This window comes from Chitinophagales bacterium (assembly GCA_017303835.1).
Taxonomy (GTDB): Bacteria; Bacteroidota; Bacteroidia; order Chitinophagales; family Chitinophagaceae; genus JAFLBI01.
The window spans coordinates 795,268-817,990 of sequence record JAFLBI010000001.1; the positions used below are offsets into that span (position 1 = coordinate 795,268).

General features: G+C 39.4%; 24 protein-coding genes and 1 tRNA gene. 10 read left to right on the forward strand and 15 right to left on the reverse strand.

Annotated elements, in window-relative coordinates; genetic code table 11:
• Positions 1-67: 67 nt before the first annotated feature.
• Genes J0L83_03595 through J0L83_03635 form a run of 9 tightly spaced genes read right to left on the reverse strand, consistent with a single transcriptional unit; the run spans position 68 to position 8,038 of the window.
• Complete coding sequence (locus J0L83_03595) at positions 68-685, reverse strand: hypothetical protein (GenBank protein ID MBN8663629.1); 618 nt, start codon at positions 683-685, stop codon at positions 68-70.
• An 18-nt stretch (positions 686-703) separates the two neighbouring features.
• Positions 704-1,990, reverse strand: coding sequence for a hypothetical protein (locus J0L83_03600; protein MBN8663630.1), 1,287 nt, complete (start codon positions 1,988-1,990; stop codon positions 704-706).
• 11 nt (positions 1,991-2,001) lie between these two features.
• Positions 2,002-3,024: a hypothetical protein gene (locus tag J0L83_03605; GenBank protein ID MBN8663631.1), complete on the reverse strand. Its 1,023-nt coding sequence runs from the start codon at positions 3,022-3,024 to the stop codon at positions 2,002-2,004.
• 5 nt (positions 3,025-3,029) lie between these two features.
• On the reverse strand, positions 3,030-3,650 hold the full coding sequence (locus J0L83_03610; protein MBN8663632.1) for a DUF2306 domain-containing protein: 621 nt from the start codon (positions 3,648-3,650) through the stop codon (positions 3,030-3,032).
• A gap of 13 nt (positions 3,651-3,663) precedes the next feature.
• On the reverse strand, positions 3,664-4,959 hold the full coding sequence (locus tag J0L83_03615; protein MBN8663633.1) for a hypothetical protein: 1,296 nt from the start codon (positions 4,957-4,959) through the stop codon (positions 3,664-3,666).
• Between the two features lie 28 nt (positions 4,960-4,987).
• Positions 4,988-6,070, reverse strand: coding sequence for a hypothetical protein (locus tag J0L83_03620; GenBank protein MBN8663634.1), 1,083 nt, complete (start codon positions 6,068-6,070; stop codon positions 4,988-4,990).
• Between the two features lie 4 nt (positions 6,071-6,074).
• Complete coding sequence (locus tag J0L83_03625) at positions 6,075-6,620, reverse strand: cupin domain-containing protein (protein ID MBN8663635.1); 546 nt, start codon at positions 6,618-6,620, stop codon at positions 6,075-6,077.
• Complete coding sequence (locus J0L83_03630) at positions 6,613-7,512, reverse strand: hypothetical protein (GenBank protein ID MBN8663636.1); 900 nt, start codon at positions 7,510-7,512, stop codon at positions 6,613-6,615. The genes J0L83_03625 and J0L83_03630 overlap by 8 nt, the downstream gene beginning before the upstream one ends.
• A 10-nt stretch (positions 7,513-7,522) precedes the next feature.
• Complete coding sequence (locus J0L83_03635) at positions 7,523-8,038, reverse strand: cupin domain-containing protein (protein MBN8663637.1); 516 nt, start codon at positions 8,036-8,038, stop codon at positions 7,523-7,525.
• Positions 8,039-8,109: 71 nt separating this feature from the next.
• Here J0L83_03635 and J0L83_03640 point away from each other — a divergent pair, with 71 nt between their 5' ends.
• Both J0L83_03640 and J0L83_03645 read left to right on the forward strand, forming a co-directional pair.
• Positions 8,110-8,562: a MarR family transcriptional regulator gene (locus J0L83_03640; protein ID MBN8663638.1), complete on the forward strand. Its 453-nt coding sequence runs from the start codon at positions 8,110-8,112 to the stop codon at positions 8,560-8,562.
• Positions 8,563-8,612: 50 nt separating this feature from the next.
• On the forward strand, positions 8,613-9,455 hold the full coding sequence (locus J0L83_03645; GenBank protein MBN8663639.1) for a retroviral-like aspartic protease family protein: 843 nt from the start codon (positions 8,613-8,615) through the stop codon (positions 9,453-9,455).
• Positions 9,456-10,311: 856 nt separating this feature from the next.
• Here J0L83_03645 and J0L83_03650 read toward each other — a convergent pair.
• Positions 10,312-10,399, reverse strand: a tRNA-Ser gene (locus J0L83_03650).
• A gap of 69 nt (positions 10,400-10,468) precedes the next feature.
• Here J0L83_03650 and J0L83_03655 point away from each other — a divergent pair.
• Both J0L83_03655 and J0L83_03660 read left to right on the forward strand, forming a co-directional pair.
• Positions 10,469-12,292 (forward strand): ABC transporter ATP-binding protein, encoded by a 1,824-nt coding sequence (locus tag J0L83_03655; protein MBN8663640.1) that lies wholly within the window; start codon positions 10,469-10,471, stop codon positions 12,290-12,292.
• 118 nt (positions 12,293-12,410) lie between these two features.
• Entirely contained in the window at positions 12,411-12,848 is a 438-nt protein-coding gene (locus tag J0L83_03660; GenBank protein MBN8663641.1) for a DUF3276 family protein, read from the forward strand.
• A 62-nt stretch (positions 12,849-12,910) separates the two neighbouring features.
• Here the strand turns inward: J0L83_03660 and J0L83_03665 are convergent, their stop codons facing one another.
• From J0L83_03665 to J0L83_03675, 3 genes are read right to left on the reverse strand one after another with little or no spacing between them, the layout of a single operon-like run.
• Positions 12,911-13,399: a GNAT family N-acetyltransferase gene (locus tag J0L83_03665; GenBank protein ID MBN8663642.1), complete on the reverse strand. Its 489-nt coding sequence runs from the start codon at positions 13,397-13,399 to the stop codon at positions 12,911-12,913.
• The gene (gene pgi / locus J0L83_03670; GenBank protein MBN8663643.1) at positions 13,399-15,057 is read right to left on the reverse strand and encodes a glucose-6-phosphate isomerase; all 1,659 of its coding nucleotides are present in this window, start codon (positions 15,055-15,057) and stop codon (positions 13,399-13,401) included. The genes J0L83_03665 and pgi overlap by 1 nt, the downstream gene beginning before the upstream one ends.
• 11 nt (positions 15,058-15,068) lie before the next feature.
• The gene (locus tag J0L83_03675; GenBank protein MBN8663644.1) at positions 15,069-16,082 is read right to left on the reverse strand and encodes a threonine aldolase; all 1,014 of its coding nucleotides are present in this window, start codon (positions 16,080-16,082) and stop codon (positions 15,069-15,071) included.
• Positions 16,083-16,349: 267 nt separating this feature from the next.
• On the opposite strand from J0L83_03675, the gene J0L83_03680 reads away from it, so the two are divergent.
• The 6 genes from J0L83_03680 to J0L83_03705 all read left to right on the forward strand — a co-directional run bounded on the left by J0L83_03680 (position 16,350) and on the right by J0L83_03705 (position 20,564).
• Positions 16,350-17,222, forward strand: coding sequence for an RNA polymerase sigma factor RpoD/SigA (locus J0L83_03680; GenBank protein ID MBN8663645.1), 873 nt, complete (start codon positions 16,350-16,352; stop codon positions 17,220-17,222).
• A gap of 65 nt (positions 17,223-17,287) precedes the next feature.
• Positions 17,288-18,175, forward strand: a complete 888-nt coding sequence (locus J0L83_03685; GenBank protein ID MBN8663646.1) for a DUF4249 domain-containing protein — start codon at positions 17,288-17,290, stop codon at positions 18,173-18,175.
• Positions 18,176-18,245: 70 nt separating this feature from the next.
• Positions 18,246-19,190 carry a thioredoxin-disulfide reductase gene (gene trxB / locus J0L83_03690; protein ID MBN8663647.1) on the forward strand — a complete coding sequence of 315 codons (945 nt, stop codon included), beginning with the start codon at positions 18,246-18,248 and terminating at the stop codon, positions 19,188-19,190.
• On the forward strand, positions 19,187-19,540 hold the full coding sequence (locus tag J0L83_03695) for a dihydroneopterin aldolase (protein ID MBN8663648.1): 354 nt from the start codon (positions 19,187-19,189) through the stop codon (positions 19,538-19,540). Before trxB ends, J0L83_03695 begins: the two co-directional genes overlap by 4 nt.
• Position 19,541: 1 nt before the next feature.
• Positions 19,542-20,297, forward strand: a complete 756-nt coding sequence (locus J0L83_03700) for a hypothetical protein (protein ID MBN8663649.1) — start codon at positions 19,542-19,544, stop codon at positions 20,295-20,297.
• A gap of 9 nt (positions 20,298-20,306) precedes the next feature.
• Positions 20,307-20,564, forward strand: a complete 258-nt coding sequence (locus J0L83_03705) for an acyl-CoA-binding protein (GenBank protein MBN8663650.1) — start codon at positions 20,307-20,309, stop codon at positions 20,562-20,564.
• Here the strand turns inward: J0L83_03705 and J0L83_03710 are convergent, their stop codons facing one another.
• Together J0L83_03710 and J0L83_03715 are read right to left on the reverse strand one after the other, a co-directional pair.
• A complete protein-coding gene (locus J0L83_03710; GenBank protein MBN8663651.1) occupies positions 20,565-21,227 on the reverse strand; it encodes a hypothetical protein in 663 nt (220 codons plus the stop codon). It abuts the gene before it with no gap.
• Positions 21,228-21,304: 77 nt separating this feature from the next.
• Positions 21,305-22,663: an MATE family efflux transporter gene (locus tag J0L83_03715; protein ID MBN8663652.1), complete on the reverse strand. Its 1,359-nt coding sequence runs from the start codon at positions 22,661-22,663 to the stop codon at positions 21,305-21,307.
• Positions 22,664-22,723: the final 60 nt, after the last annotated feature.

Consider the following 22,723-nt stretch of genomic DNA (forward strand, 5'->3'; position numbering starts at 1 on the left):
AATTTAACTTAGCAAGTGCTGCTAATATTGATAGTTTTTGAAAACGACTTAAACAACAGCTTTGAATTTAGTTATTTAAAAAGTATTGCTTTGCTTTACCATCTTTGTCAAAAACTTTAAAAGATGGCGTCCCCGAGCTATCAACCTTCAATTCAATTCTTGGCTTACCATCGGGAGCATTTAGAACTAGAAATGCATCTTTGTTGGTAGTACTCAAACTGATTCTTTCAGGGCCTGTAGTTCCTACTTTTTCAATATCAGAACCTAGTGGTATTCTCTCAGCTATTGAAAAGCCCGATCCATAACTCTTTCCATTTTTTGTTTCATACATGCCAAAACCTAAAGCCTCGGAGTTAGAATAATCAAAAATTAATTTTGACAGATTAGCAGAAGGAATATCTACAATTCCGAGCCCACCACATTCATCACCATTTTTTTTGTAAAAAACGATCCCCGCAGGGCTTATACTTCTTTCTTTATATTCCTTTCCGTTTAGAACAGGAAATGGAAATCTCTCCTGATTTGAAATAACCATAACTTTTTTACCATTTTCATCAATCACATTAATCCTTTTCACAGTAATCTCCTCAAAGCTTTCTTTTAAATTCTTGAAGGATACCAGCATAATAACCAGCGCAATTGATGTAATAACAGTGTATAGGTTTTTTAAAATTTGCTTTTTCATTGTTTTTGTATTTAATAATTAAAAATTGACTTCTTTATAAACTTCAGAGTGCCATATCACCGGCATATATCCCTTGTGGAATCTCTCAGGCGATTCCGGATTCACAAAAAAGCCAGCCTCACATAAAAACTTATTGGTATAGCCAAATAAAAAGTGCCAGACTTCAGTAAAAGCAATTTTATAATCTATTCCATGTTGCATACAACTCAAAGTCTTTAAATCAGATTTTATGGAAGCATAATTACTATTAAGCCATGCCTGAAGCTTGTGCTTTATGTGCAATCTTAAAGCACTAATCATTTGACCGTTAGATTCAGTAAACACCGGTATAGCCAAATGATACTTATTAGTGGAAGAATCGATTCTAACATATCTTACAGAAGTAAAAAACTTAAGTGCCTGCGACAGTCCTGTAAAACTAAACTGCTCAGTTATTTCTTGCTGGCTTAAAGGATTGCTGTACAGGCAAAACATGATTTTTCCTGCATTATAAAATGCTGAGTCAAAATAAACATTGGCCATATCCTGAAAACTTGACTTCATTTCCGTTGGAAAATGATTATTGTTATAATCTATTTTATACTTCCATTTCATGTCAGGAAGAGCATATCGTGGATTTGTATAATGATCTCCAAAACTTGTAAAAACCACATCATTCAAATAATCGTTATGGCTTCCCCAGTAAAGACCTCTAATTGAATTTTTAGAAGAATTAACTTTACCCCACAACAAGTACCTATCTCCATATAAGTTCTCGGAAGCTGCAGTGCGATATCCCATTTTATCAGTGATAGTAAGCCCATCCCAATCCAGAGCAAAACATCCGATTAAAATAAACAACGCATCCTTTTGCAAGTGAGGTGGATACTTTTCATTTTTTAGAAGAGAATCGTAGAATACAGAATCTCTCAGGATTAATGCTGTTAAAGATTTTGCGTAACGGTTGCTCACCTGATGGAGTAACGACAAATCTCTTTCGTTCAATAAAGTAAAGTTCAGAAAACAGGTATCGTTTCTGACAGTAATCAGTCCTGCATCAACAAGATTCTTTATTTCGATACCTTGTGACTTTGTATTACTAAGCGCCTTGTTTAGTGTTAAAGGAGATTTACTTAAAGTAAGCAGAAATAATTGAATTTGCCGGTTCTTTAGTAGTCTTAATGGATTTTTTTCATCTGGGGTCTTTTCAATAGACCCTGTAACTCCAAACGAAAGTAATTCTGCATTTTTTTGAGCTACTGAAGAATAGTTCACAAAAGCAATTGCCAATATTAGTATAAAATGAAAAGCTAATCTTTTCTTCATATGTAAATTACTTAAAATTTCAACAGCTCAATATCTGGGACTTGAGACAGATACTTTTCTAAAAACGCTTTATGTGATGCTCCAATAACTACAAGGATTCTTTTTGTTGGATGAGTTGCCACCACTCTGAGAATATTTGCCGCTATCTGTAAGTTTCTCATCTCCCAAAGAGAATATCTGCTTCTATCAGAATAGGATTTGAAATTTGTTTTAAACCATAAGCTCCATTGAGTATAAATGTCATTGTTCATAAAATCAGTTGAATTATAATACTTATACAAAGGGAATAAGTTTCCACCCTTTAGGCATTGTATTTGCAAAGAATCCTGTTTTTCAAATAATTTACTTTCCTTTATGTGTGCTTCAATCTTTCTGGAATGATTCTGATACTCCTCTTCAAACGAGGGAAACTCATTCAGCAAAATTGTTTCATCCTGAAAGTTATCTATATAGTAAATCTGCCTTAAATTTCTATTTTGGGCTACTGCAAGCCCAATTGTATTTATTTCATTATTAGAGTTACTAAGCTTCTTCAGGTAGTTAAAGGCTATAGGATTTAATAAAGTATCGTTCTTTAATTTCTTAAAATGCAGACAGGCAGACCAACTATCATAAATACATAAATATGAATTAATGTACTTTACTCTGTCTTCATCTGATATGTAAACCTTACTTCTAATACCTGCCAAATTTCCTAAAGCATCCTTATAACTTAATCCAATAACTTGTTGAAACATTTCGCCAAACTCGATCTCAGACTTAGATGCTTCATACAGATCTCTCCAATGATTTCCATAACGATTTCTGATGTCTAAAAGCAAATCAGCAGGCATTTTTTCGATGGCTACCGCATCAAATTTATACTTGTTTAAAGAATCCAAAATGACAGTTAGATACTCCGGCTTAAACTCTTTTATTTGAACTAAATGTGGTGTGCCAAGAATTAAGAGTTTTGTCTTTTCGCTTTGTTGAGAAAGAAGTGTACTACTTATTAGAAGTAATAAGACTAATACGTGGGTAACTTTAAGTTTCATGATTTCTATTTGTTATTTTCGGATTTCTTTTTTGTTTGTAGAATAATTTCGCACCCTAACAATGGAATTGACCACGAAAACCACGCAGCAATATTTCCACTATCAATATGAGGCAGATAAAAAACCTGTTCCAATAAGCCAAAGACAATTCTGAAAACAACAAAACCACAAGTCACCACATAACTACGAATCATCCATTCTCTGTGTTGTGCAATATTCTTTTTTAAAATAACGGCATAGGCCATGCCGGAAGTGCAAAGCCAGGCAAAAGCAAGACCAAGCAACCCAACACCAAATGTGAAGTAACCTTTGTACTGTATAGCATGAAAAACAGCTAAGTAAATACTTGCAAGTGATGATGAAAGAACTGAAAATAGATATACTTTTCCGAGTGTTTTGTGAAAAGAAGGATATTTAACCCTGAAATATGAAAAAAACTGAATAGGGCCAGATAGAATGGCGATAATCCCAAATAAAATGTGAGATATCAAGACATATTGAAACGGCCTTATATCTTCTGAATCATAACTGCTGCTTTCAAAATTAAAATAGGGCGAAGCATTATTTACTATAAAAAAGCAGATAATGATGATTAACAAACCCCATAGAATTTTAGCAACTGTCATAACCCGCTAAGAATTATCTGTTATATGGCTTTTCGTTAATCCAATGAAAACCACGATTAATGATTAAGAAACTGTCTCTTGGTATATATTTTGCTTTCAGTATAAAAGTATCACCACTTAGCAATCCTTTAAGTGTAAGATTACCATCAGGAGCTTTTGAGTAGCTTAGAACACTTGAATCACCTGGCATTGTTGCAATAGAAATGGTATGCTTGGTACTATCAAAGTTGATAACACGAAAACGATGCAGGCTATCATTCATATCTCTTACGGTTAAATAATTTGGATAGCTCATCACTACTTTACTCCAAACATTACCGTCGCCTTTAAGCAGTGGTATTGTATCATTGTTCTTTATAAATAAATTAACATCATACACTCCAAACAGGGGATGATTGCTCCGTTGTCTTACTTCCTTATAATAAAAATTAGCTGTATCACTGGAAAAGAGATAGATAACATATAGGATGTATATGTATTTAATAACTCTACCTATTTTAAAATATTTGCTCTTTACCGGGAGTAAAGACATTTCTTGCTCAATATTTAATCTTTTGCTAAAGAAAACTGCAAACAGCTTTTTTCTATCATGCATTAAAAGGAAAATAGCAGTTAAAAAATAATGTGTTGAATTAATCTTTACAGGAATATCATAGCAAAAATTAAAAGCCACTACACCTCCTAAAACAATCACAGCGAGCAGAGATCCGAAAGTAGTGGTGCGTCTGAAGAAAAGTAACAGACCTGCTATCATTTCTAATAATCCGGTAAATATTTGAAATGGTGCAGAAGCACCCATAAAGGCCCAGGCGATGCCCATGGGGGAAAACTGGCCATAGGGTTGAGTTAATTGAATAGGCGTTAGCTCGGGCATTTGACTTGGGAAAACTTTTCCGATGCCGTAAGAAAGTAGGATTACTCCAAGAAAATATCTCAAATAAACCCTTAGTAAATTATAAAGGCGTTGAGCAGTTTTAGAATTTCTATCAATACTGAACCATGATAGTGCAAGAATTGCAGATAATACAACTAAAACCAGCAGTTTGACATAAAAGAAAGGTTGGTCTCCACTGCCGCTATTGTAATTTGGTTCATAATATCCTAATTTAAAAATTGCATCTCCTAGAAAAGATACTAAGCTGTCCTGTGCTTCATAATATTTCTCTAAAACAATATCGACAGGTGGCAATAAGCCATCAATAACTTGCGGAAAGGCATAAAAAAAGTAATAACAAAACAGAAAATAAATTGCTATAACCCTAGCTGACGACAATTTCTTAATTTCTGTTACACTCACTTGATTAATCATGATTTTCTATTTATTAAGATGTTTATAGTTAAAAAACAGGTTGTTTAATAGGAATACGTTTAAGTAGTAGCCGATATGAATCCTTATTTATTTGCCCAAATATTGAAAGTGTATCAACTCCATTAAAAGAATATATGCCCTTAAATTCCTTAGTACTATCCTCAGAAAAAGTAAAGTTGAGTGAATCGTTATTAGAAGTGTAGGAAAAAGCTGTTGAAGAATCTTGTGTCAGAATTAATTTGCCTTGACGCCCCCTGTCAAAGTAGATTTTTTGCCAAAAGCTATTCTCAAGATGCAGCACATTAATACTTATATCGTTTTTCTGAAATGAAATTGATTTGTATCCGCCTAATAATTCACTTTTTGTGTAATAATCCTTTTCTTCGTTTTTAATTTTATAAAACCCAAAAACAGGTATCAGGATACTGGCAAATAATAAAACAACTGCAGCGGTTTTGGTTTTTTGGATAGAAAAAGCATCAATAAAAAACAGTTGCAAATACTGCCAGTGGGGTAGCAAAAGAACTATATTCATCAACAAATAAGCAAGGGATGCGACTTTTGTATCAAACCACAAATCGTAAAAGAAATTGATTAAAACAATATTTGCCATGAGTGGCAGCATAATCAACAAGCCCGCCAAAGAAGTTCGACGGAAATAGATAAGAATTGATGCAATAATTTGAAGTGCCCCAATTACACATGCAAAGGCATAGGACTGACCGAAATAATACCAACTAAGTGCCGTAGAACTTAATTGACCAACAGGTGTATCGGCTGTAATAATTCCGTATTGAAACTGTCCTTTAAAAATTTTAGAGAAACCGTAAATCAGAATATTAGCTGAAAATACAAACCGCATAAATGAATACTGAAAATCAACGGTGTCTTGCTTAGATAAGCCATATCTCTTCTTAATTGATGAAATCAGTAATTGAAACAGGATTGTTAAGAATACAATTGCACCTGCTGTATAAAGCCCGTAGATTGAATACCAGTCGTATGTAACTAGGGCTTCAGTAATGCCTGTTAAAGCCAGCCACCCACTGATAATGAGATACAGACCAATGAAGTTTAACAGCGACAAAAAAAGAGAATACAATAGCTTCATTTTCTCAGAGCTTTACATATTTTAAAATAAGTTTCTTATGCAGGCCGAAGGCTTGAGTAATGCCAGCCTGAAACTTTAGCAGAGGTTCAAATAAACTGCGCCAGCCTCTAAGATTACTTTCGCTATGAATAAATAGCCATGCTAAAACAAGAATATTTTTAGGCATTCCATTTTTGCCGCACTTACCATCCCTTGCCAGACCGTAAGCTATTTGCAATGTTTCTTCAAATCCTCTATGTGCCGGTCTTATTTCAACTGTAAATTGGCAGGGATTTCCGCTTCGGTTTTGGAAGAGGTGGTTACTCAGTGGATGAGCCGTTGCAGTTTGTCCTTCAGATAGTGTGTAAATCCTCTCGTCCACCTTAATCTGTACTTGACCTTCAAGGCAGGTAAAAGTTTCAGCATATGTTTTATGATAGTGTAAACCAACCCCGCCCATATTTGCCAACTCCACCTTGACCAACGTGTATTCTCCATTGGTTTCTCTCCCCACTTTTAAAAAAGTTACAGAATCCTTTTGAAGCGGGTTATATATTGTCCTGTTAGTCATTGGTTGGTGGCAATATTTTAAGTTCTATTTTCCTGATTATTTCAAGAGGCATTTCCAATTGCCAATTGCTTAAATCAGTACTGGCATTTATCCTCGCTTTTAACTGTAACTTATTGGTCATTGTCCCATGTAAAATTTTCCCAGTATTACTTTCAATTTCAGAATCAATGGAAAATGACTCTACCCCCCATAGGAAATTTACTTTAGAATTACCGGCAGACTGAATCATCTGGAAGTTATTCGGAGCATCAAACACTTTGGTAGAAACTAATTCCAAAAAAGGAGTTAAACAAAAGGAAGAAGGTGGCGAAAAGTTTGTACGTATTTTGATCATGGAGTCTGTATTACTAAGAAGCTCTTGGCTCACTACAGTACAATCTTCACCTCTTAAAATCTTAATCCCATCAGAAAAAACACCTTTTATGGGTTCTGAAAGCTGCAGCGTTGTTTTTGATTTGCTCAAATACTGCATTTTCAAAGCAGGGGACACTGCGACAAAAAAGGTGTTAAGGTCAGTAATATCACCCGTCATTTCAGGAATAGAAAGTGCTGGAAGCAACACCTTTCCGTTTTTAGCAAGCGATATTCGATATGGCTTTATACTTTTTGCATAAATAGAGAAATCAGTTGAGTCTTTGCCACTGTATCTTATTTTTGACAGCCATTTAATTTCTTCCTGATAAATTCTTGATTCTTTTAAAACTGTATGTTCCGAAACGGAAACTTCCTTACTGGATAGTGTTCCATTTGTATATGTTTCAACAGTTAGTTGGTATCTGTATTTCTCATTTTTTTTATACTTCCGATAACCTATATTTTGTGTCCACCCTGCAAGACCATACAGAAGAAACAGAACTATTATTGAACTCTTGCTTACAAATTGAAGAAACATCTATAACTTTTTATTGTATTTTAAAACCAAGAATCTTACCTATTCCTGCCATCAAAATCATTACAAAATTGGGAGGCACAACGCTGGATACCGATTCTTTATATTTTCTGAAAACAATAGACAAATAAATAAGTGATTTTATATCCTTGGCGCTCTTAATCTTCCCTATGTTAATAAGTCTTTCAAAATCACTCATCATATCTGTGAAAGTTCCTTTGGGAGAAATTTTGTAAATAAAATAGCATGGTTCTGCACTTGTATTTTTATATGTATGAGCCACATTTTTGGGGATGTGTACAGTAACACCTGCCTCTGCTCTTATCCATGTATTTTCTTTGTATATATCCAACGAACCCTCCAAAACTGTAAATATTTCTTCCTGTAACGAATGTTTATGAATAGGGGGGCCGTCTGTTTTTGGATAAACTAATACAATACCATTTTCAGTGTTTGGCTGGTCATTTATGACCATTATTTGCGAGTTAAATACCTTGCCATGGTCAATTGTGGGTTTAAAATCAATCATAAAAAATGAAATTTTGACAAAAGTAAAATGATTTTACTATTTTTGTAAAACTATTTTACTAATTTTGATGAATGGCAAAAAAACCAAACAACATAAATCACATAGGCAGACTGGTCAGGAATATATATATTGCTGTCACAGATGAATCACACAAGGTATTAAGGCAGGAGGGATACTCTGATTTAGACGGGTCATATAGTATAATTTTTCAGCACATAGGTACCGGCGCAAGGGCAACCGATATTGCTGTTAAAGCAAGAACTTCCAAGCAGAATGTGAAATATCTTTTGGAAGTTTTGGAGAAAAAAGGTCTTGTCAGGCGTAAGCAGGATGCTAAAGATGGGAGGGCCTGGATATTTGAATTAACAGGTAAAGGGCATGATTATAGAAATGCCGGGCTAAGAGTGATTGCCGCCTTAGAGAAGAAGTGGGCCGAAGCAATTGGAGAAACCAGGTATTTTCAATTAATAAAAAATCTCGAAGTACTGAATACTTATATCATAGAGCAAAATGGTACTGCGTAGTCTGTACTTATCAATATCAGTTTTAACAAATTCCTCGGCAATTATAAGGCATGAAAAAAATAATACTTGTAGCATTTTTTTCAATAGCGGTTATCAGATTTAACATATCTGCACAGTTAATATATACATTACCGGTTGAATACAGTGACTACCAACTTATATTTTGCAAGATTTCAATAAATGGTGAGAGCGTTATAGCTCTCTTTGATACAGGCAATTTTTCAGAGTTACGGATTTCCTCAACATTTATCAGGAAGTATGGCCTAAGCCTTAGACCTTCAGAGACTATCAGCAAAGGTATAAAGACAAAAAATGGTGCTGTTATGAAAGGCAAAACAGACAGCCTATCGATAGGTGGTCTAGTATTAAAAGATAAAGAGTTTGATTGTATTGAGGGCTATATTGAAAATATCAGTAAGAAAGTGAAGAAAAATTTTGATGCGGTAATTGGATGGCCCTTTTTAGAAAACTACTTTTTCGAACTTGACATCAGCAAAAAGTATTTTTGCTTTTCAAAGAAAAGCTTCTGGCATGAAAGTGAGTCAGGTTTTATACCCGTTTCAAATATTAATAATGTGCCGGTATTAAAAGGGCTCATACAGGGACAAGTCAGCAATATTCTTTTTGATTGCGGGGCACCGTTCAGTAAAATAGACAGCAGTTTTGCTGCTCAAATTACTGGCCATACAGATACACTTGAATTATTCAGAAACCATAGCATTCCTATGAAAGCATTTGCCATAAATCTTAATAACCTGAATTATAGAATTAACTTTAATGTAAGCGATATAAAAAATACCAAATGCCAGGCTGTTATCGGGAATAATTTTATAAACAGATACCGGGTTCGCTATAATCCCTTGTCTAAATCTGTAAAATTCGACAGTCTTTAAGAGATTTTATTTTCATTTAAAATGAAGGCAGAACATAAAAGCGGTTTATTAATTATACTTTATTCATAGATACTGAAATTATTGTAACAATACCATTTACCTTTTATTCGGAATAACCCAAGCCATATTTTGAACTTTGCCACACGGTAATCCGCAGCCATAAGAAAGCTGTTTCTAGATTTAATGCTGACCTTAAGAACGAATCAATAATTTTCATTGAAAATTGAAAAACAAAGGCATATTTCTATTAAAGATATCAGCATGAAATTTTGGCTGTAAATAATTTCAAGATGGTTTTGCTTTTCTCAGTAATACCTGAGCAGAAATTTTCAGTTTTATAAGCGGCTATTATCATTCCGGCCACCGTCAAGTGCCGGAGTGCTGAAAAGGGCTATCCGAACTGCCATAATGTGAATATTAAGAGCCCGGCTTTCTTCTGTGTGTTCTTTGGTTACACCAGATTTGCTTATTATTTATCTGGTTCAATAAACCGCTTCAGACAAATTCAAATCTCACGTCACTGATGCTTATCCTTGCACAGCAAGGCCTCGCTAAACTCATTCTTTTCAGAAGATTTACCTGAAAAACAGGTACGTTGCGTTGTCTATTTTTCGTCTGGATTATGATTAAAAATTTACTAAAAACGTTGGAATTTTGAGACGGTTAAACAACCAAAAAATACAGACTGTCAAAGGGTTGTATCGATTTTTCGAGACCTGAGAGAGCGGATATAAAAGGTCTCGATTCAGATCATTTTCTTTGAGGGCTTTTGAATGTTTTTGGGTATATACCCCGAAATAAAAAACCCCTGCCACCATTGAGTTTGCAAGGATTTAATACTTTTTGAAGCGTGTTTTGGCGGAGAGAGAGGGATTCGAACCCCCGGACCTGTTACAGTCAACGGTTTTCAAGACCGCCGCATTCGACCGCTCTGCCATCTCTCCGGGTGCAAAATAACGGCCTGAACATTTATCTGCCAAATAATTCATGCAGCGAACTAAATTGCACGCTTTATGAAACACCTTGCAGCACTCAATCATTACTTCTGGAAATACCGATACCGTTTCTTTATCGGTATCTTTTTCGTGATTGCTTCTAACTATTTTGCGGTATTGGCCCCACAAGTAACAGGCTATGTGGTGAGTCGGGTACAACAACAATTACCGGGTGCTAAAACGGTTGCCAAAACTGTACAACACGATTGGATGGTTGATTGGTTTGTGTCCAAAATGGATGCTAGTACGCATGATTTTGCCTGGATAGTGGCGGTATGTTGTATCACCATTCTGGCATTGGCTGTGATTCGCGGTATTCTCATGTTCTTCATGCGCCAGACCATTATCGTCATGAGCAGGCATATTGAATATGATCAGAAGAATGAGATTTATCAACACTACCAAAAACTCGATACACAGTTTTACAAGACCAATTCCACCGGCGATCTCATGAACCGAATGGCGGAAGATGTGAGCCGCGTTAGAATGTACACCGGTCCGGCAATCATGTATTTCATTAATCTGGTTGCACTGATCAGCTTCTGTGTTGTTAATATGCTGCGTAAGGATGCCGAACTCACGATGTATGTATTGGCGCCATTGCCATTGCTGGCTATTACGATCTATTACGTTAACAGCATCATCAACAAAAAAAGTGAACAGATACAAGCTCGCTTATCAGATCTTACTACCAATGCACAAGAATCCTATTCCGGTATTCGTGTGATCAAATCTTTTGTACAGGAAAAAGCCATGTTAGGTTTCTTCACCCGCAACAGCGAAGAGTACAAGCAAAATGCGATTGCATTAGCTAGAGTAGAAGCCGTGTATTTCCCTAGCATGACGCTCATGATTGGCATCAGTACACTGGTTACTATTCTGATTGGCGGTTTGCAAGCGTTGGAAGACAGTTCACGTGTGGGCACCATTGTAGAGTTTGTGATCTATATCAATATGCTCAACTTCCCGGTGAGTGCTATTGGCTGGACGGCCAGTATTGTACAACGTGCAGCAGCATCGCAGAAGCGCATCAATGAATTCATGTTCACCAAACCAGTGGTGAAGGAAACCAGTCATGCAGAAATGATTCGTCCCGAAGGAGATATTGTACTGAAAGATGTTTCTTTCACTTACCCCCATACGGGCATTCGTGCTTTGAATCATATCAATCTCCACATCAAAAAAGGCGCGCGCGTTTTATTGTTGGGCAGAACAGGTAGCGGTAAAACCTCACTAGCACAATTACTACTCCGTTTCTATGAACCGGATGCCGGTAGCATCGAAATTGGTGGCAGAGCCCTGCAGGAATATGAACTCATGCATTACCGCGAGCAGATCAGTTATGTGCCACAGGATGTTTTTTTATTTAGTGATACCGTTGCAGATAATATTGCATTTGGACTTGATGAAACCGCTACCAAAGAAACTGTTGCCAAAGCAGCAGCCATGGCTGGAGTAGATGGCGATATCGCGCAATTCGCTCAGCAATACGATACCATGATTGGTGAGCGCGGCGTAACGCTGAGTGGCGGACAAAAACAACGCATTTCTATTGCGCGTGCCCTGATCAAACAACCTTCTCTCGCCATATTTGATGATTGCCTAAGCGCCGTTGATGCCCGAACAGAAAGACTGATTGTCAACAACCTTGATAAAGCCCTCAAAGGCAGAACTGCCATTATCATCACACACCGCATACCCACTGATTTTCACTTCGATACCATTGTGGTTTTGGAGAATGGTCAAATTGCCGAAATAGGTAACCATGACCAGCTGATGGAACAGGATGGTTTATATGCAGAATTATTCCGCGTGCAAAGAGTGGAAAACCGCGAAGAATAGGTCTTTTAGAAACCGCCAAAGCCTTGTTTTACATTCCATTACAAAATTTTGCCAATTCGCAAACAATATTATATTTGTTCACCTAAACAAATTCAAACCAAAACAAAACTGCTTGACTGTGGCGTACGAGAACAACGACAAGAAAATGGAGAGCGTTTACAGCAAACGTATCCGTGCCGGGAAGAGAAGAACTTATTTCTTCGATGTGCGTGCAACCCGTGGTAATGATTTTTATTTAACCATTACCGAAAGCCGCAAGCGCTTTGATAACAATGGTTATGATAGACACAAGATCTTCTTGTACAAAGAAGACTTCAATAAATTTTTGAAAGCGCTGAATGAAGCAGTAGATCATGTGAAAACAGAACTAATGCCTGATTTCGACTTTGATGCTTTCAACCACGAATACGATGATGCTGAAGGCGAAGTATATGAAGCAGCAATACCAGAAACTGCTGAAGTGCCAACTGTTGTTGCCGAAGCACCAGTAGAAGCTGCACCTGTAGCTTCTACCATCGTTAACCCAACTGCTTCTGAGGAAGTAGATAAGTGGTAATCTCGATTCCAACCAAAACCAACTGCTAGTAAAAAGCCCCACAGTATTGCGGGGCTTTTCTTTTATATCGTTTTCAACATCCAGATATCACATCCATTGTGGCCGGAGTTACCCATCGGGCCTTTCAGGTATTCAAAGCCAAACTTTTCATACACAGAAACGGCTTTACGCAATTCAGGCATGGTTTCTAAATAGACTTGTTTGTATCCAATCGCTTTAGCTCTTTTCAAACACTCGTCAATCATACTCCTGCCCAAACCAATATTGCGCACATCTTTACGCAGATACATTTTCACCAATTCACAAACACCTTCCAGCAATTGATCAGTAGGGAAGATGCCTGCCCCACCCACCAATGCACCATCTCGCTCTGCTACGAGATAAAGGCTATTGGGTGTGCCTGCAAAAAGTTCAAACAAAGCATCTGTGGTATCATCATAATACACTGTACCGGGTTTGTTGGCACCAAATTCTTCTAAAGCGGTGCGAATGATTTTCGCCATAGCCGCATTATCTGCTGGCGCGATTGGCCTAATATGGATTTCCGACATCATGACTGCAAAAAAGCTTTATAGGCATTGATCAATCCATTGGTGGATGCGTCGTGTGATTGTACAGGACTTGCATCTTGTAACTCAGGCAGAATTTGGTTAGCAAGTTGCTTACCCAATTCAACACCCCATTGATCGAAGCTGAAAATATTCCACAACACACCTTGTACAAAAATCTTGTGCTCATAAAAAGCAATTAGTTGTCCTAAAGTATAAGGCGTGATTTGCTTTACTATGATGGAGTTGGTTGGCTTATTGCCTTCAAATACTTTGAAAGGGATCAGCTTTTTCCATTGATCTTCCGGTTTACCAGTTGCTTCAAACTCCGCTTTTACTGCTGCTTCCGTTTTTCCATTCATCAACGCTTCTGTCTGCGCAAAGAAATTGGACAGCAGTTTCACATGATGATCGCCAGCAGGATTGTGGCTGATAGCAGGCGCGATAAAATCGCAAGGAATCAAGACCGTACCCTGATGGATCAATTGATAAAAAGCATGCTGCCCATTGGTACCCGGTTCACCCCAGATCACCGGGCCGGTAGCGTAATCAATATTGTTGCCACTGCGGTCAACGCTCTTACCGTTGCTTTCCATATTGCCTTGCTGGAAATAAGCCGCAAAGCGATGCAGGTATTGATCATAAGGCAGGATGGCTTCACTTTGTGCACCAAAGAAATTGGTATACCAGATGCCTAGCAATGCCATGATCAATGGAATATTCTGTTCCGCTTTTGCCGTGCGGAAATGCGTATCTGCGCTATGTGCGCCTTTCAATAATGCTTCAAAATTGTCGTAACCAATCGTGAGTGCAATAGACAAACCAATCGCACTCCACAAAGAATAGCGACCGCCAACCCAATCCCAAAACTCAAACATGTTCTGCTTGTCGATACCAAAAGCCGTAACGGCCTGCTCGTTTGTACTCAATGCCACAAAATGCTTGGCAATGGCTTTCTCCTCTTTTGCATGTTCCAAGAACCAATGACGCGCTGTATGTGCATTGGTCATGGTTTCCTGTGTGGTGAATGTTTTAGACGCTACGAGGAAGAGTGTTGTTTCCGGATCCACACGTTTGAGTGTTTCTGCCATATGCGTGCCATCCACATTGCTCACGAAATAAGTTTGAATACCTTCCACCCAATAGGGACGCAACGCTTCTGTTACCATTACCGGGCCCAAATCGCTGCCACCAATACCAATATTGACAATGTATTGAATGGATTTACCTGTATAACCTTTCCAACTGCCATCATGCACTTTGGCACAGAAAGCTTTCATCTGCTCCTGTACTTTTTTTACCAGGGGCATCACATCTTTTCCATCCACCAGAATAGGTGTGTCAGAAAAGTTACGCAGGGCTGTATGTAGTACTGCTCTGTTTTCTGTTTCGTTGATGCGCAAGCCGGCAAACATGGCATGTACGGCTTCAGTGAGCTTAGATTCAGTAGCCAACTGCTGCAGCAGGTGCAATGTTTTATCGTTGATGATGTTCTTCGAGTAGTCGAACAAAATATCTTCAAAACGAACGGAGAATTTTTTAAAACGATCAGCATCTGCTGCGAAAAGTTTACGCATATGCGCACGGTTCATTTCATCTTCATAATGCTTCTTCAATAAAAACCATGCTTGTGTACTGGTGGGGTTGATCTTAGGTAACATAATCTGTCGGCTTATAATTGTTCTATGGCTGTAATCGTTTGTTGAATCATATCAGGCGTGATATCGAGGTGTACTACAATACGCACCTGTGTGGGTGTCATCGCCAGCAAGTGAATACCTGCGGCCTTCATTTTTTCCGCGAATGCAGCAGGGGTGAGGCGACCTTTCACTTCAAATATGAGGATATTGGTTTCAACGGGTAAAAATTCACCAATAAAATCTTTCTTACGCAATGCAGCTTCCAAGGCTTTGGCATGGGCATGGTCTTCTGCTAAGCGATCTACATGGTGTTGTAAAGCATATAAACCGGCTGCCGCGAGCATACCTGACTGGCGCATACCGCCACCAAATACCTTACGGATGCGGCGCGATTTCTTGATAAAAGCTGTAGGGCCTAGGAGCAGACTGCCCACTGGCGCGCCCAAACCTTTGCTCAAGCAAATAGAGATGGTATCAAAAGCCTGACCGTATTGAAGCGGCGTTTCGCCCTTTGCCACAAGGGCATTAAACAAGCGTGCACCATCCAAGTGTAGCTTCAAGTTATTATCGATACAAACCTGCTTAATCTGCAGAATATCATTGAATTCGTAACAACTGCCACCGCCTCTATTACCGGTGTTTTCAAGCGAAACCAAGGTGGAGATAGGCTTATGGACATCATCGGGATTGATGGCTGCTTTCACCATATCAGCTGTTATACGGCCACGATCGCCATGCAGCAGACGTACGGAACAACCTGAGTTAAACGCAATACCGCCGCCTTCGTATTGGTAGATGTGCGACAAATGATCGCAGATTACTTCATCACCCGGTTGGGTATGTGCTTTAATGGCAATCTGGTTGGTCATGGTACCACTGGGACAAAATAATGCAGCTTCCATTCCAAAAAGCTGTGCAGCGTAGGATTCCAGCGCATTAACGGTGGGGTCTTCCCCAAAGACATCATCGCCCAAAGGCGCTTGACGCATGGCTTCCAGCATGGCAGGAGTAGGGCGGGTTACGGTGTCGCTACGGTAGTCGATCATAGGTTTGCGAAGATAACCTGCTTTATTTGTTTAATGCGCATGGTGGAAATATTCAGCACTTGACATTTTTTTTATACATGTAGGTGACAGTCAGGCAGATTTGTACACAAATTCTATGGCTTTATACACAAATCTGCGGTTTTCAGCCGTTATTTCTGTAGTTTTGCAGGCTTTTAAAACCAGTATCCTTAATTTTAAGAGATTCCGGTAGTACGGCACGAAACAAATCATTGTCTATCACGTTTATAAAAGCAAGAACAGTTCACTATGCGGCAACTTAAAATTGCTACCCAGATCACCAACCGCGATTCGCAGGCAGTAGAAAAGTATCTCCAGGAAATCTCTAAGATTCCGATGATCACTCCCGAAGAGGAAACCACACTGGCCCAGCGTATCAAGAATAAGAATGATTATCGGGATTCGCAGCGCGCTTTAGACAAATTGGTGCAGGCCAACTTACGTTTTGTGGTATCTGTTGCCAAGCAGTACCAGCACCAAGGCCTTTCCTTGAGCGATTTAATCAACGAGGGTAACCTCGGCTTGATCAAAGCAGCCCAACGTTTCGATGAAACCAAGGGTTTTAAATTCATCTCATACGCGGTATGGTGGATTCGCCAGTCCATTTTACAGGCGTTGGCAGAGCAGGGCAGATTAGTCCGCCTGCCTCAAAACAAAATTGGCACCTACAACAAAGCCAATAAGGCTTACATGGCTTTTGAACAGGAGCATGAAAGAGAGCCTTCTACTGAAGAGCTGTCTGAAATCCTGGAAATGAGCGAAACGGAGATCAACAATATCTTCCAAAGCAACACCCGTCACACTTCACTGGATGCTCCTGTGCACGAAGCTGAAGATGTAGCTATGGGCGATTTGCTGGAGGGTAGCGATGATACCGATGAGGATGTGATGAAGGATTCACTGCGTGAAGAAATTCGCCGTGTGCTGAAATCTCTCAGTCCCCGCGAAGCCGAGATCGTGAATGCGTATTTTGGTTTGGATGGTGAAAATGGTGTTACCATTGAGCAAATTGGTATGAAGTACGACTTAACCAAGGAGCGTATCCGTCAGATCAAAGAAAGAGCGATCAAGCGTTTGCAGAAAGCACGTTATAGCAACGCGCTGAAAGCATACTTAGGCTAAGCACTACCAAGTATTTTCACAAACCCCTCTGAACCAGAGGGGTTTTTTATTGTAATATTTGCAGTATGAAACTGGGTCATTTTCTTGTATTGTTTGTTGGGATGGTATTCAGTGCCTGCGAAAAGCAGGTAGATTTTGCACCGGAAGATGTAACGCCTAAGCTGGTAGTAGATGGTGAGATAGAAAATGGCCGACCGCCCATTATAAGCATCACACGCTCTTTGGGCTATTTCTCTAACGTAAACCCAAACATTGCTTCCAGTCAGTTTGTACGCAACGCCATTGTACGCATTAGCGATGGTACCAGAACCCATCAATTAAAAGAGTACACACAGCAAGTAAGTCCAACTATCACTTTGTATTACTATAGCAATGATCCGGCTAATCCAACCACAGCCATACTTGGTGCTTTCGGCAAACAGTATCAATTAGAAATCATCATTGGCAGCGAGAGATATACAGCTAGCACTACCATTCCTTTGCTTACTAAAACACTGGACAGTATCTGGTGGAAAAAAGCGCCGAATAATCCTGATTCTACCAAGGTAGTCGTGATGTCAACTGTAACAGATCCTCCGGGTTTAGGCAATTATATTCGCTATTTTACCCAACGCAATCGCGAACCTTATTTTCCGGGTGCCAACTCTGTATTTGACGATCAAATTGTTGATGGCAGAACCTATGAAGTACAGATCGATAGAGGCGTTAACAGAAATGTAGAAACTGCTTTTGAAGACTATGGTTTCTTCAATAGGGGTGATACTGTTACTGTAAAACTCTGCAATATTGATAAGCCTACTTATGATTTCTGGCGAACTTGGGAGTTTTCGTTTCAATCCATCGGAAACCCGTTCTCTGCACCTACCAAAATCCTGGGCAATATCAGCAATAACGCTTTAGGCGCATTCTGTGGCTATGCTGCACAGTATAAAACCGTGGTTATCCCCAAATAAGCCCATTGTGAACAAACTCACAAAAGCAAAGCCGTTTGGCTGCTATTTTTGCTAACTCAATCAATGAATTATGGCTGAAGCAACAGAAAAAGTACATGTACTGATCATTGGATCAGGTCCTGCAGGATATACCGCTGCGATTTATGCAGCACGTGCCAATATGAAACCTGTTTTGTATCAGGGTATTCAACCCGGCGGACAGTTGACCATTACAACAGAAGTAGAGAACTATCCCGGTTACCCAGAAGGCATTCAAGGTCCGGAGATGATGATTCATTTCGAGAAACAAGCCAGCAGAATGGGTGCAGATATCCGTTATGGATTGGCTACCAAAGTTGATTTCAGCGCGCAACCATATAAAGTGTGGATTGATGAAGAGAAACTGATAGAAGCAGATGCAGTCATCATCGCAACGGGTGCTTCAGCAAAATGGTTGGGACTGGAAAGCGAACAGCGCTTGAATGGTTTTGGTGTGAGTGCATGTGCTGTGTGTGATGGATTTTTCTTCCGTGGTAAAGAAGTAGCGATTGTTGGTGCAGGTGATACTGCTTGTGAAGAAGCCATGTACCTCTCCAAGCTTTGTACCACAGTACACATGATTGTTCGTCGCGATCAAATGCGTGCCAGCAAAGTGATGCAGGATCGTGTGAAGAATACACCTAACATCAAGATTTACTGGAACAGTGTTACAGATGAAGTATTGGGCGATGGTAAAGTAAGTGGCGTACGCATTCACAATACTGCTACCAACGAAAAAGTAGAAGTACCCATCAGCGGTTTCTTCGTGGCGATTGGTCACCAACCCAACAGCGATATTTTCAAAGGCTGGTTAGATATGGATGAAACCGGTTATATCCAAACCATTCCAGGGTCTTCCAAGACCAATGTAGAAGGCGTGTTTGCCTGCGGCGATGTTCAGGATAAAATCTATCGTCAAGCAGTAACTGCTGCAGGTAGTGGTTGTATGGCAGCGCTGGATGCAGAACGTTATCTTTCAGCGAAAGGATTGGTATGATGACCATTGCATTGCACAATGTGCAGCTGAGAGGCTATCATGGTATTCACCCGGAAGAATTGTTGACCGGTAATCAGTTCCTGATCAACTGTTCTGTAGATTATACTACACCTGAACATGTGGAACATATTGATGATACCCTTAACTATGTGCAATTATTTGAGCTCATCAAAACAAGGATGCAGAAGCCTACGCCATTGCTAGAAACACTAGCACAGGATATTTGTGGCACCATCTTTGAACAATTTGCACAAGCAACTGCAGTGCGTATTGATATACAGAAATTGAATCCATTGATCAGTGGGTTTCAAGGTACTGTTGGCATTACACACACAGCCAAACGCGCTTAATATGAAACATTTTCTTGTCTCAATTTTTTTCTTGTCTGCCACTAGTTTTTGCTTTGCGCAGGATGCCAATGTATTGCTGAAAGAAGCACAGAATCTGGAAATACAACTCAAGGAAGCGGAAGCGTTGGATAAGTATAAAGCCGTACTTACCATTGACCCAAAAAATGTAAAAGCTTTGGTGAAAGCAGCGGAACTGAATGTGGCCAATGGCAGCAGGCAGAAAGACAAAAAGCAAATGCGTTTGTACTATGAATCTGCTCTGGCTTATGCACAAAGGGCTTTGGATGCCAATGCCAATGATGCTGATGCTTTATATGCGATGGCCATGGCTTCGGGAAGAATGACCGATGTTGCAGACGACAATAAAAAGATTGTAGCATATGTGAAAGATGTGAAACTATTTTCTGATAAAGCTTTGGCCATCAATCCTAATCATGGCAAAGCCAATTATACTTTGGGCAAATGGCATTATGAGATGGTGACCTTATCTGGTTTCAAAAAAGCTGCTGTGAAATTATTTTATGGTGGCCTGCCTGATGGTGATATTGAAAAAGCCATCAGCTATATGGAGAAATGCAGAACGATTGAACCCTATTTCGTACGCAACTACTTTGATTTAGCCAAAGCGTATGAAGAAGCAAACCGACCTGCCAAGATGATCGAAGTATTACAGAAACTGGTAAAGCTGCCGGTACGCACAGCTGATGATGCGGGTATTAAAGCAGCGGGACAAGAACTACTCAATAAAACACTTTAATCAATACACATGGAATTACAACAACTCTTTGAAGCAGCAGTTGCCAACAGCAAATTGCTCAGCGAAAAACCGGATAATGAAACCTTGCTCAAAATTTATTCGCTTTATAAGCAAGCTACAGAAGGTGATGCAACAGGAGAGGGGCCTTCCAATCCATTCGACTTTGTAGCCAAAGCAAAGCACAATGCCTGGAATGAATTGAAAGGCCTTGCTAAAGAAACTGCCATGCAGCAGTATATTGACTTAATTAACCAATTAAAGGGTTAATTATTTTTTCAGCAACCAGTAGGCACCCAGACCAAATGAAGACAGGGTGCCTGCATTGGTGCCGGCACTAAAGCCTACCGAATGTCTCACTTCATCATTTATTGTAGTTGACGTTCTTCCCGTTTGAGTATAGTTATAGTAGACATTTAAGAGATTATTAAACTGCATACTTAGCAGTATTCTATTGTTCAATGGATAGAGTATACCCGGTGTAATACCACCCGTAACCCCAAAGCCCATTCCATTACTTTTGATACCCGCAGATTCAGTACGAATTAAGTTCACAGATGCCTGTGCGCCCACACCAACTGCTAATTTCAGCTTACCAACAAATGGAAACAAACGGATTCTTGTATAACCAAATCCTGTAATTGTGTTGGAGTATTGATTGGGATTAATGCCAATTTCACTTTTATTGTACATATGGTTAATGAAAATCCCATATCTGTCAAATACCTGCTCTGACTTGAACACATTGTAACCAATTTCGAAGCCTGTATTACCCTGACGATTCTTCCAATCGTTTTGGCTGGCCAACTCATAGCGCTCACTATTATGATAGAATTGTAAATTCCCAGAAAGCATTTTTTGTCCCTTCGTAAACTGTGCTTTCGAAGCAATAGTGCCAATAAACAATACCAAAAACAGGTAGCATTTTTTCATATAGATCTTTTCATTGTAGACCATACAACTTTATATGCCGTTGTATGTGCATGAAACTTTAACAAATCTTCCTTTGGTTAAATCTGATTATGCTTCCATTTACCGGAACGCATGAACCAATAGCATGGAACAAAAATTGAGAGCCAATAAACCCATTCACTTACCCAACCCCAGGTAATAGATAAGTTCAAATGTTCTAATGTGGTATAAACGTAGATACTGTATAGCACGATAGCTATCACTTCCGCTAGTAAGGTCATTTTTGAATGACCGCTACCGGTTACTGCATTCATCCAAACCACTGAAAAAGACATAATGACCAATGCCAGTGATACCACACGCAATACAGGTATGGCCGCGTGAATAAAATCATCTCCCTGTCCATAAATGGATAAGAATAATCCAGGTACAATATTGAGTAAAACACAAACCACAACTGCAAAGCCCATACTCCAGTAGATAATTCTCCTAAGTAGCTCAGGTACTTTTTCTTCTAATCCCTGACCAATTACATTACTCACCATCGTAGTTGTGGTAGCAGCAAAAGCCCAGGTAAAACAACCGAAGAAACCAAAGATATTCCGCATGGTATTGGAAATCGCAAGATCGCGATTGCCATGATGTTCCACGAGAATATAGAAGAACTCCCAAGTGATGATACTGATCGCATGTTGCATCACCAATGGGGCAGAAATGGTGAGGATTTTACGGGTATTGTCGGCGTGCCAGCGAAAATTGCTGAAGAGTTGTAGCTGTCCGCTTACACCTTTGGAGCGTATCACCCAAAATATGACGATCAATCCCGCAAACTCTGCAATAATGGATGCAAGTGCCGCTCCATTAAAGCCCAATTCGGGCAAGCCCCATTTGCCATAGATCAATGTGTAATCAAAAAACACATTGGTCACAGCTTCAGTAGCAGTACCAACAACCAAGAGTTTGGTATTATTGGTTCCAACCAATAGTGCATTACGCAACTGATAGAGATACAAAAAGGGTAGGCCAAAGATGCGGATTCGTAAAAAACTTACAGCCATATCTACATTCTGCTGATCATTCAAGGCCCAGCGTAGAATGGTGGGTGCCAAAAACCAGGTAAATAGAATGCCAAATACAGAAACGGCCAAAGCAATGCGCACGCCTTGGGCAAACAAGCTGCCAATAGCGTCAATACGATTTTCACCAGCCCTTCGGGCAATCAGGGTTTGCAAGCCATTGTTCAGCCCATTACCAATAACCGCGAAAATGAGGTAGTAAACACCTGTAATACCGGCAACACCCAATTCCTGCTGACCTAATCCACCCAGAAAGATATTATTGGTGATAAAATTGAGCTGGGGCACTAATATGGATGCAGAAATGGGCAGCGCAATAGAGAGTATCTGCTTATTGGTGACTGCCACCCTGAAATCCGGTGTTTGTGCCATTTGTGCCATGGGCCGCAAAACTACTATTTATGCAGACCATATTCCCGCGCTGGTCTGAGAGATATTTTT

Excerpts from the sequence above, each read along its gene's own strand:
- J0L83_03665 (MBN8663642.1), bottom strand. The coding sequence starts at position 13,399 with ATGTCGGAAATCCATATTAGGCCAATCGCGCCAGCAGATAATGCGGCT.
- J0L83_03680 (MBN8663645.1), top strand. The coding sequence starts at position 16,350 with ATGCGGCAACTTAAAATTGCTACCCAGATCACCAACCGCGATTCGCAG.
- J0L83_03605 (MBN8663631.1), bottom strand. The coding sequence starts at position 3,024 with ATGAAACTTAAAGTTACCCACGTATTAGTCTTATTACTTCTAATAAGT.
- J0L83_03610 (MBN8663632.1), bottom strand. The coding sequence starts at position 3,650 with ATGACAGTTGCTAAAATTCTATGGGGTTTGTTAATCATCATTATCTGC.
- trxB (MBN8663647.1), top strand. The coding sequence starts at position 18,246 with ATGGCTGAAGCAACAGAAAAAGTACATGTACTGATCATTGGATCAGGT.
- J0L83_03685 (MBN8663646.1), top strand. The coding sequence starts at position 17,288 with ATGAAACTGGGTCATTTTCTTGTATTGTTTGTTGGGATGGTATTCAGT.
- pgi (MBN8663643.1), bottom strand. The coding sequence starts at position 15,057 with ATGTTACCTAAGATCAACCCCACCAGTACACAAGCATGGTTTTTATTG.
- J0L83_03695 (MBN8663648.1), top strand. The coding sequence starts at position 19,187 with ATGATGACCATTGCATTGCACAATGTGCAGCTGAGAGGCTATCATGGT.
- J0L83_03655 (MBN8663640.1), top strand. The coding sequence starts at position 10,469 with ATGAAACACCTTGCAGCACTCAATCATTACTTCTGGAAATACCGATAC.
- J0L83_03615 (MBN8663633.1), bottom strand. The coding sequence starts at position 4,959 with ATGATTAATCAAGTGAGTGTAACAGAAATTAAGAAATTGTCGTCAGCT.
- J0L83_03700 (MBN8663649.1), top strand. The coding sequence starts at position 19,542 with ATGAAACATTTTCTTGTCTCAATTTTTTTCTTGTCTGCCACTAGTTTT.
- J0L83_03675 (MBN8663644.1), bottom strand. The coding sequence starts at position 16,082 with ATGATCGACTACCGTAGCGACACCGTAACCCGCCCTACTCCTGCCATG.
- J0L83_03640 (MBN8663638.1), top strand. The coding sequence starts at position 8,110 with ATGGCAAAAAAACCAAACAACATAAATCACATAGGCAGACTGGTCAGG.
- J0L83_03715 (MBN8663652.1), bottom strand. The coding sequence starts at position 22,663 with ATGGCACAAATGGCACAAACACCGGATTTCAGGGTGGCAGTCACCAAT.
- J0L83_03595 (MBN8663629.1), bottom strand. The coding sequence starts at position 685 with ATGAAAAAGCAAATTTTAAAAAACCTATACACTGTTATTACATCAATT.
- J0L83_03630 (MBN8663636.1), bottom strand. The coding sequence starts at position 7,512 with ATGTTTCTTCAATTTGTAAGCAAGAGTTCAATAATAGTTCTGTTTCTT.
- J0L83_03635 (MBN8663637.1), bottom strand. The coding sequence starts at position 8,038 with ATGATTGATTTTAAACCCACAATTGACCATGGCAAGGTATTTAACTCG.
- J0L83_03645 (MBN8663639.1), top strand. The coding sequence starts at position 8,613 with ATGAAAAAAATAATACTTGTAGCATTTTTTTCAATAGCGGTTATCAGA.
- J0L83_03710 (MBN8663651.1), bottom strand. The coding sequence starts at position 21,227 with ATGAAAAAATGCTACCTGTTTTTGGTATTGTTTATTGGCACTATTGCT.
- J0L83_03600 (MBN8663630.1), bottom strand. The coding sequence starts at position 1,990 with ATGAAGAAAAGATTAGCTTTTCATTTTATACTAATATTGGCAATTGCT.
- J0L83_03625 (MBN8663635.1), bottom strand. The coding sequence starts at position 6,620 with ATGACTAACAGGACAATATATAACCCGCTTCAAAAGGATTCTGTAACT.
- J0L83_03705 (MBN8663650.1), top strand. The coding sequence starts at position 20,307 with ATGGAATTACAACAACTCTTTGAAGCAGCAGTTGCCAACAGCAAATTG.
- J0L83_03620 (MBN8663634.1), bottom strand. The coding sequence starts at position 6,070 with ATGAAGCTATTGTATTCTCTTTTTTTGTCGCTGTTAAACTTCATTGGT.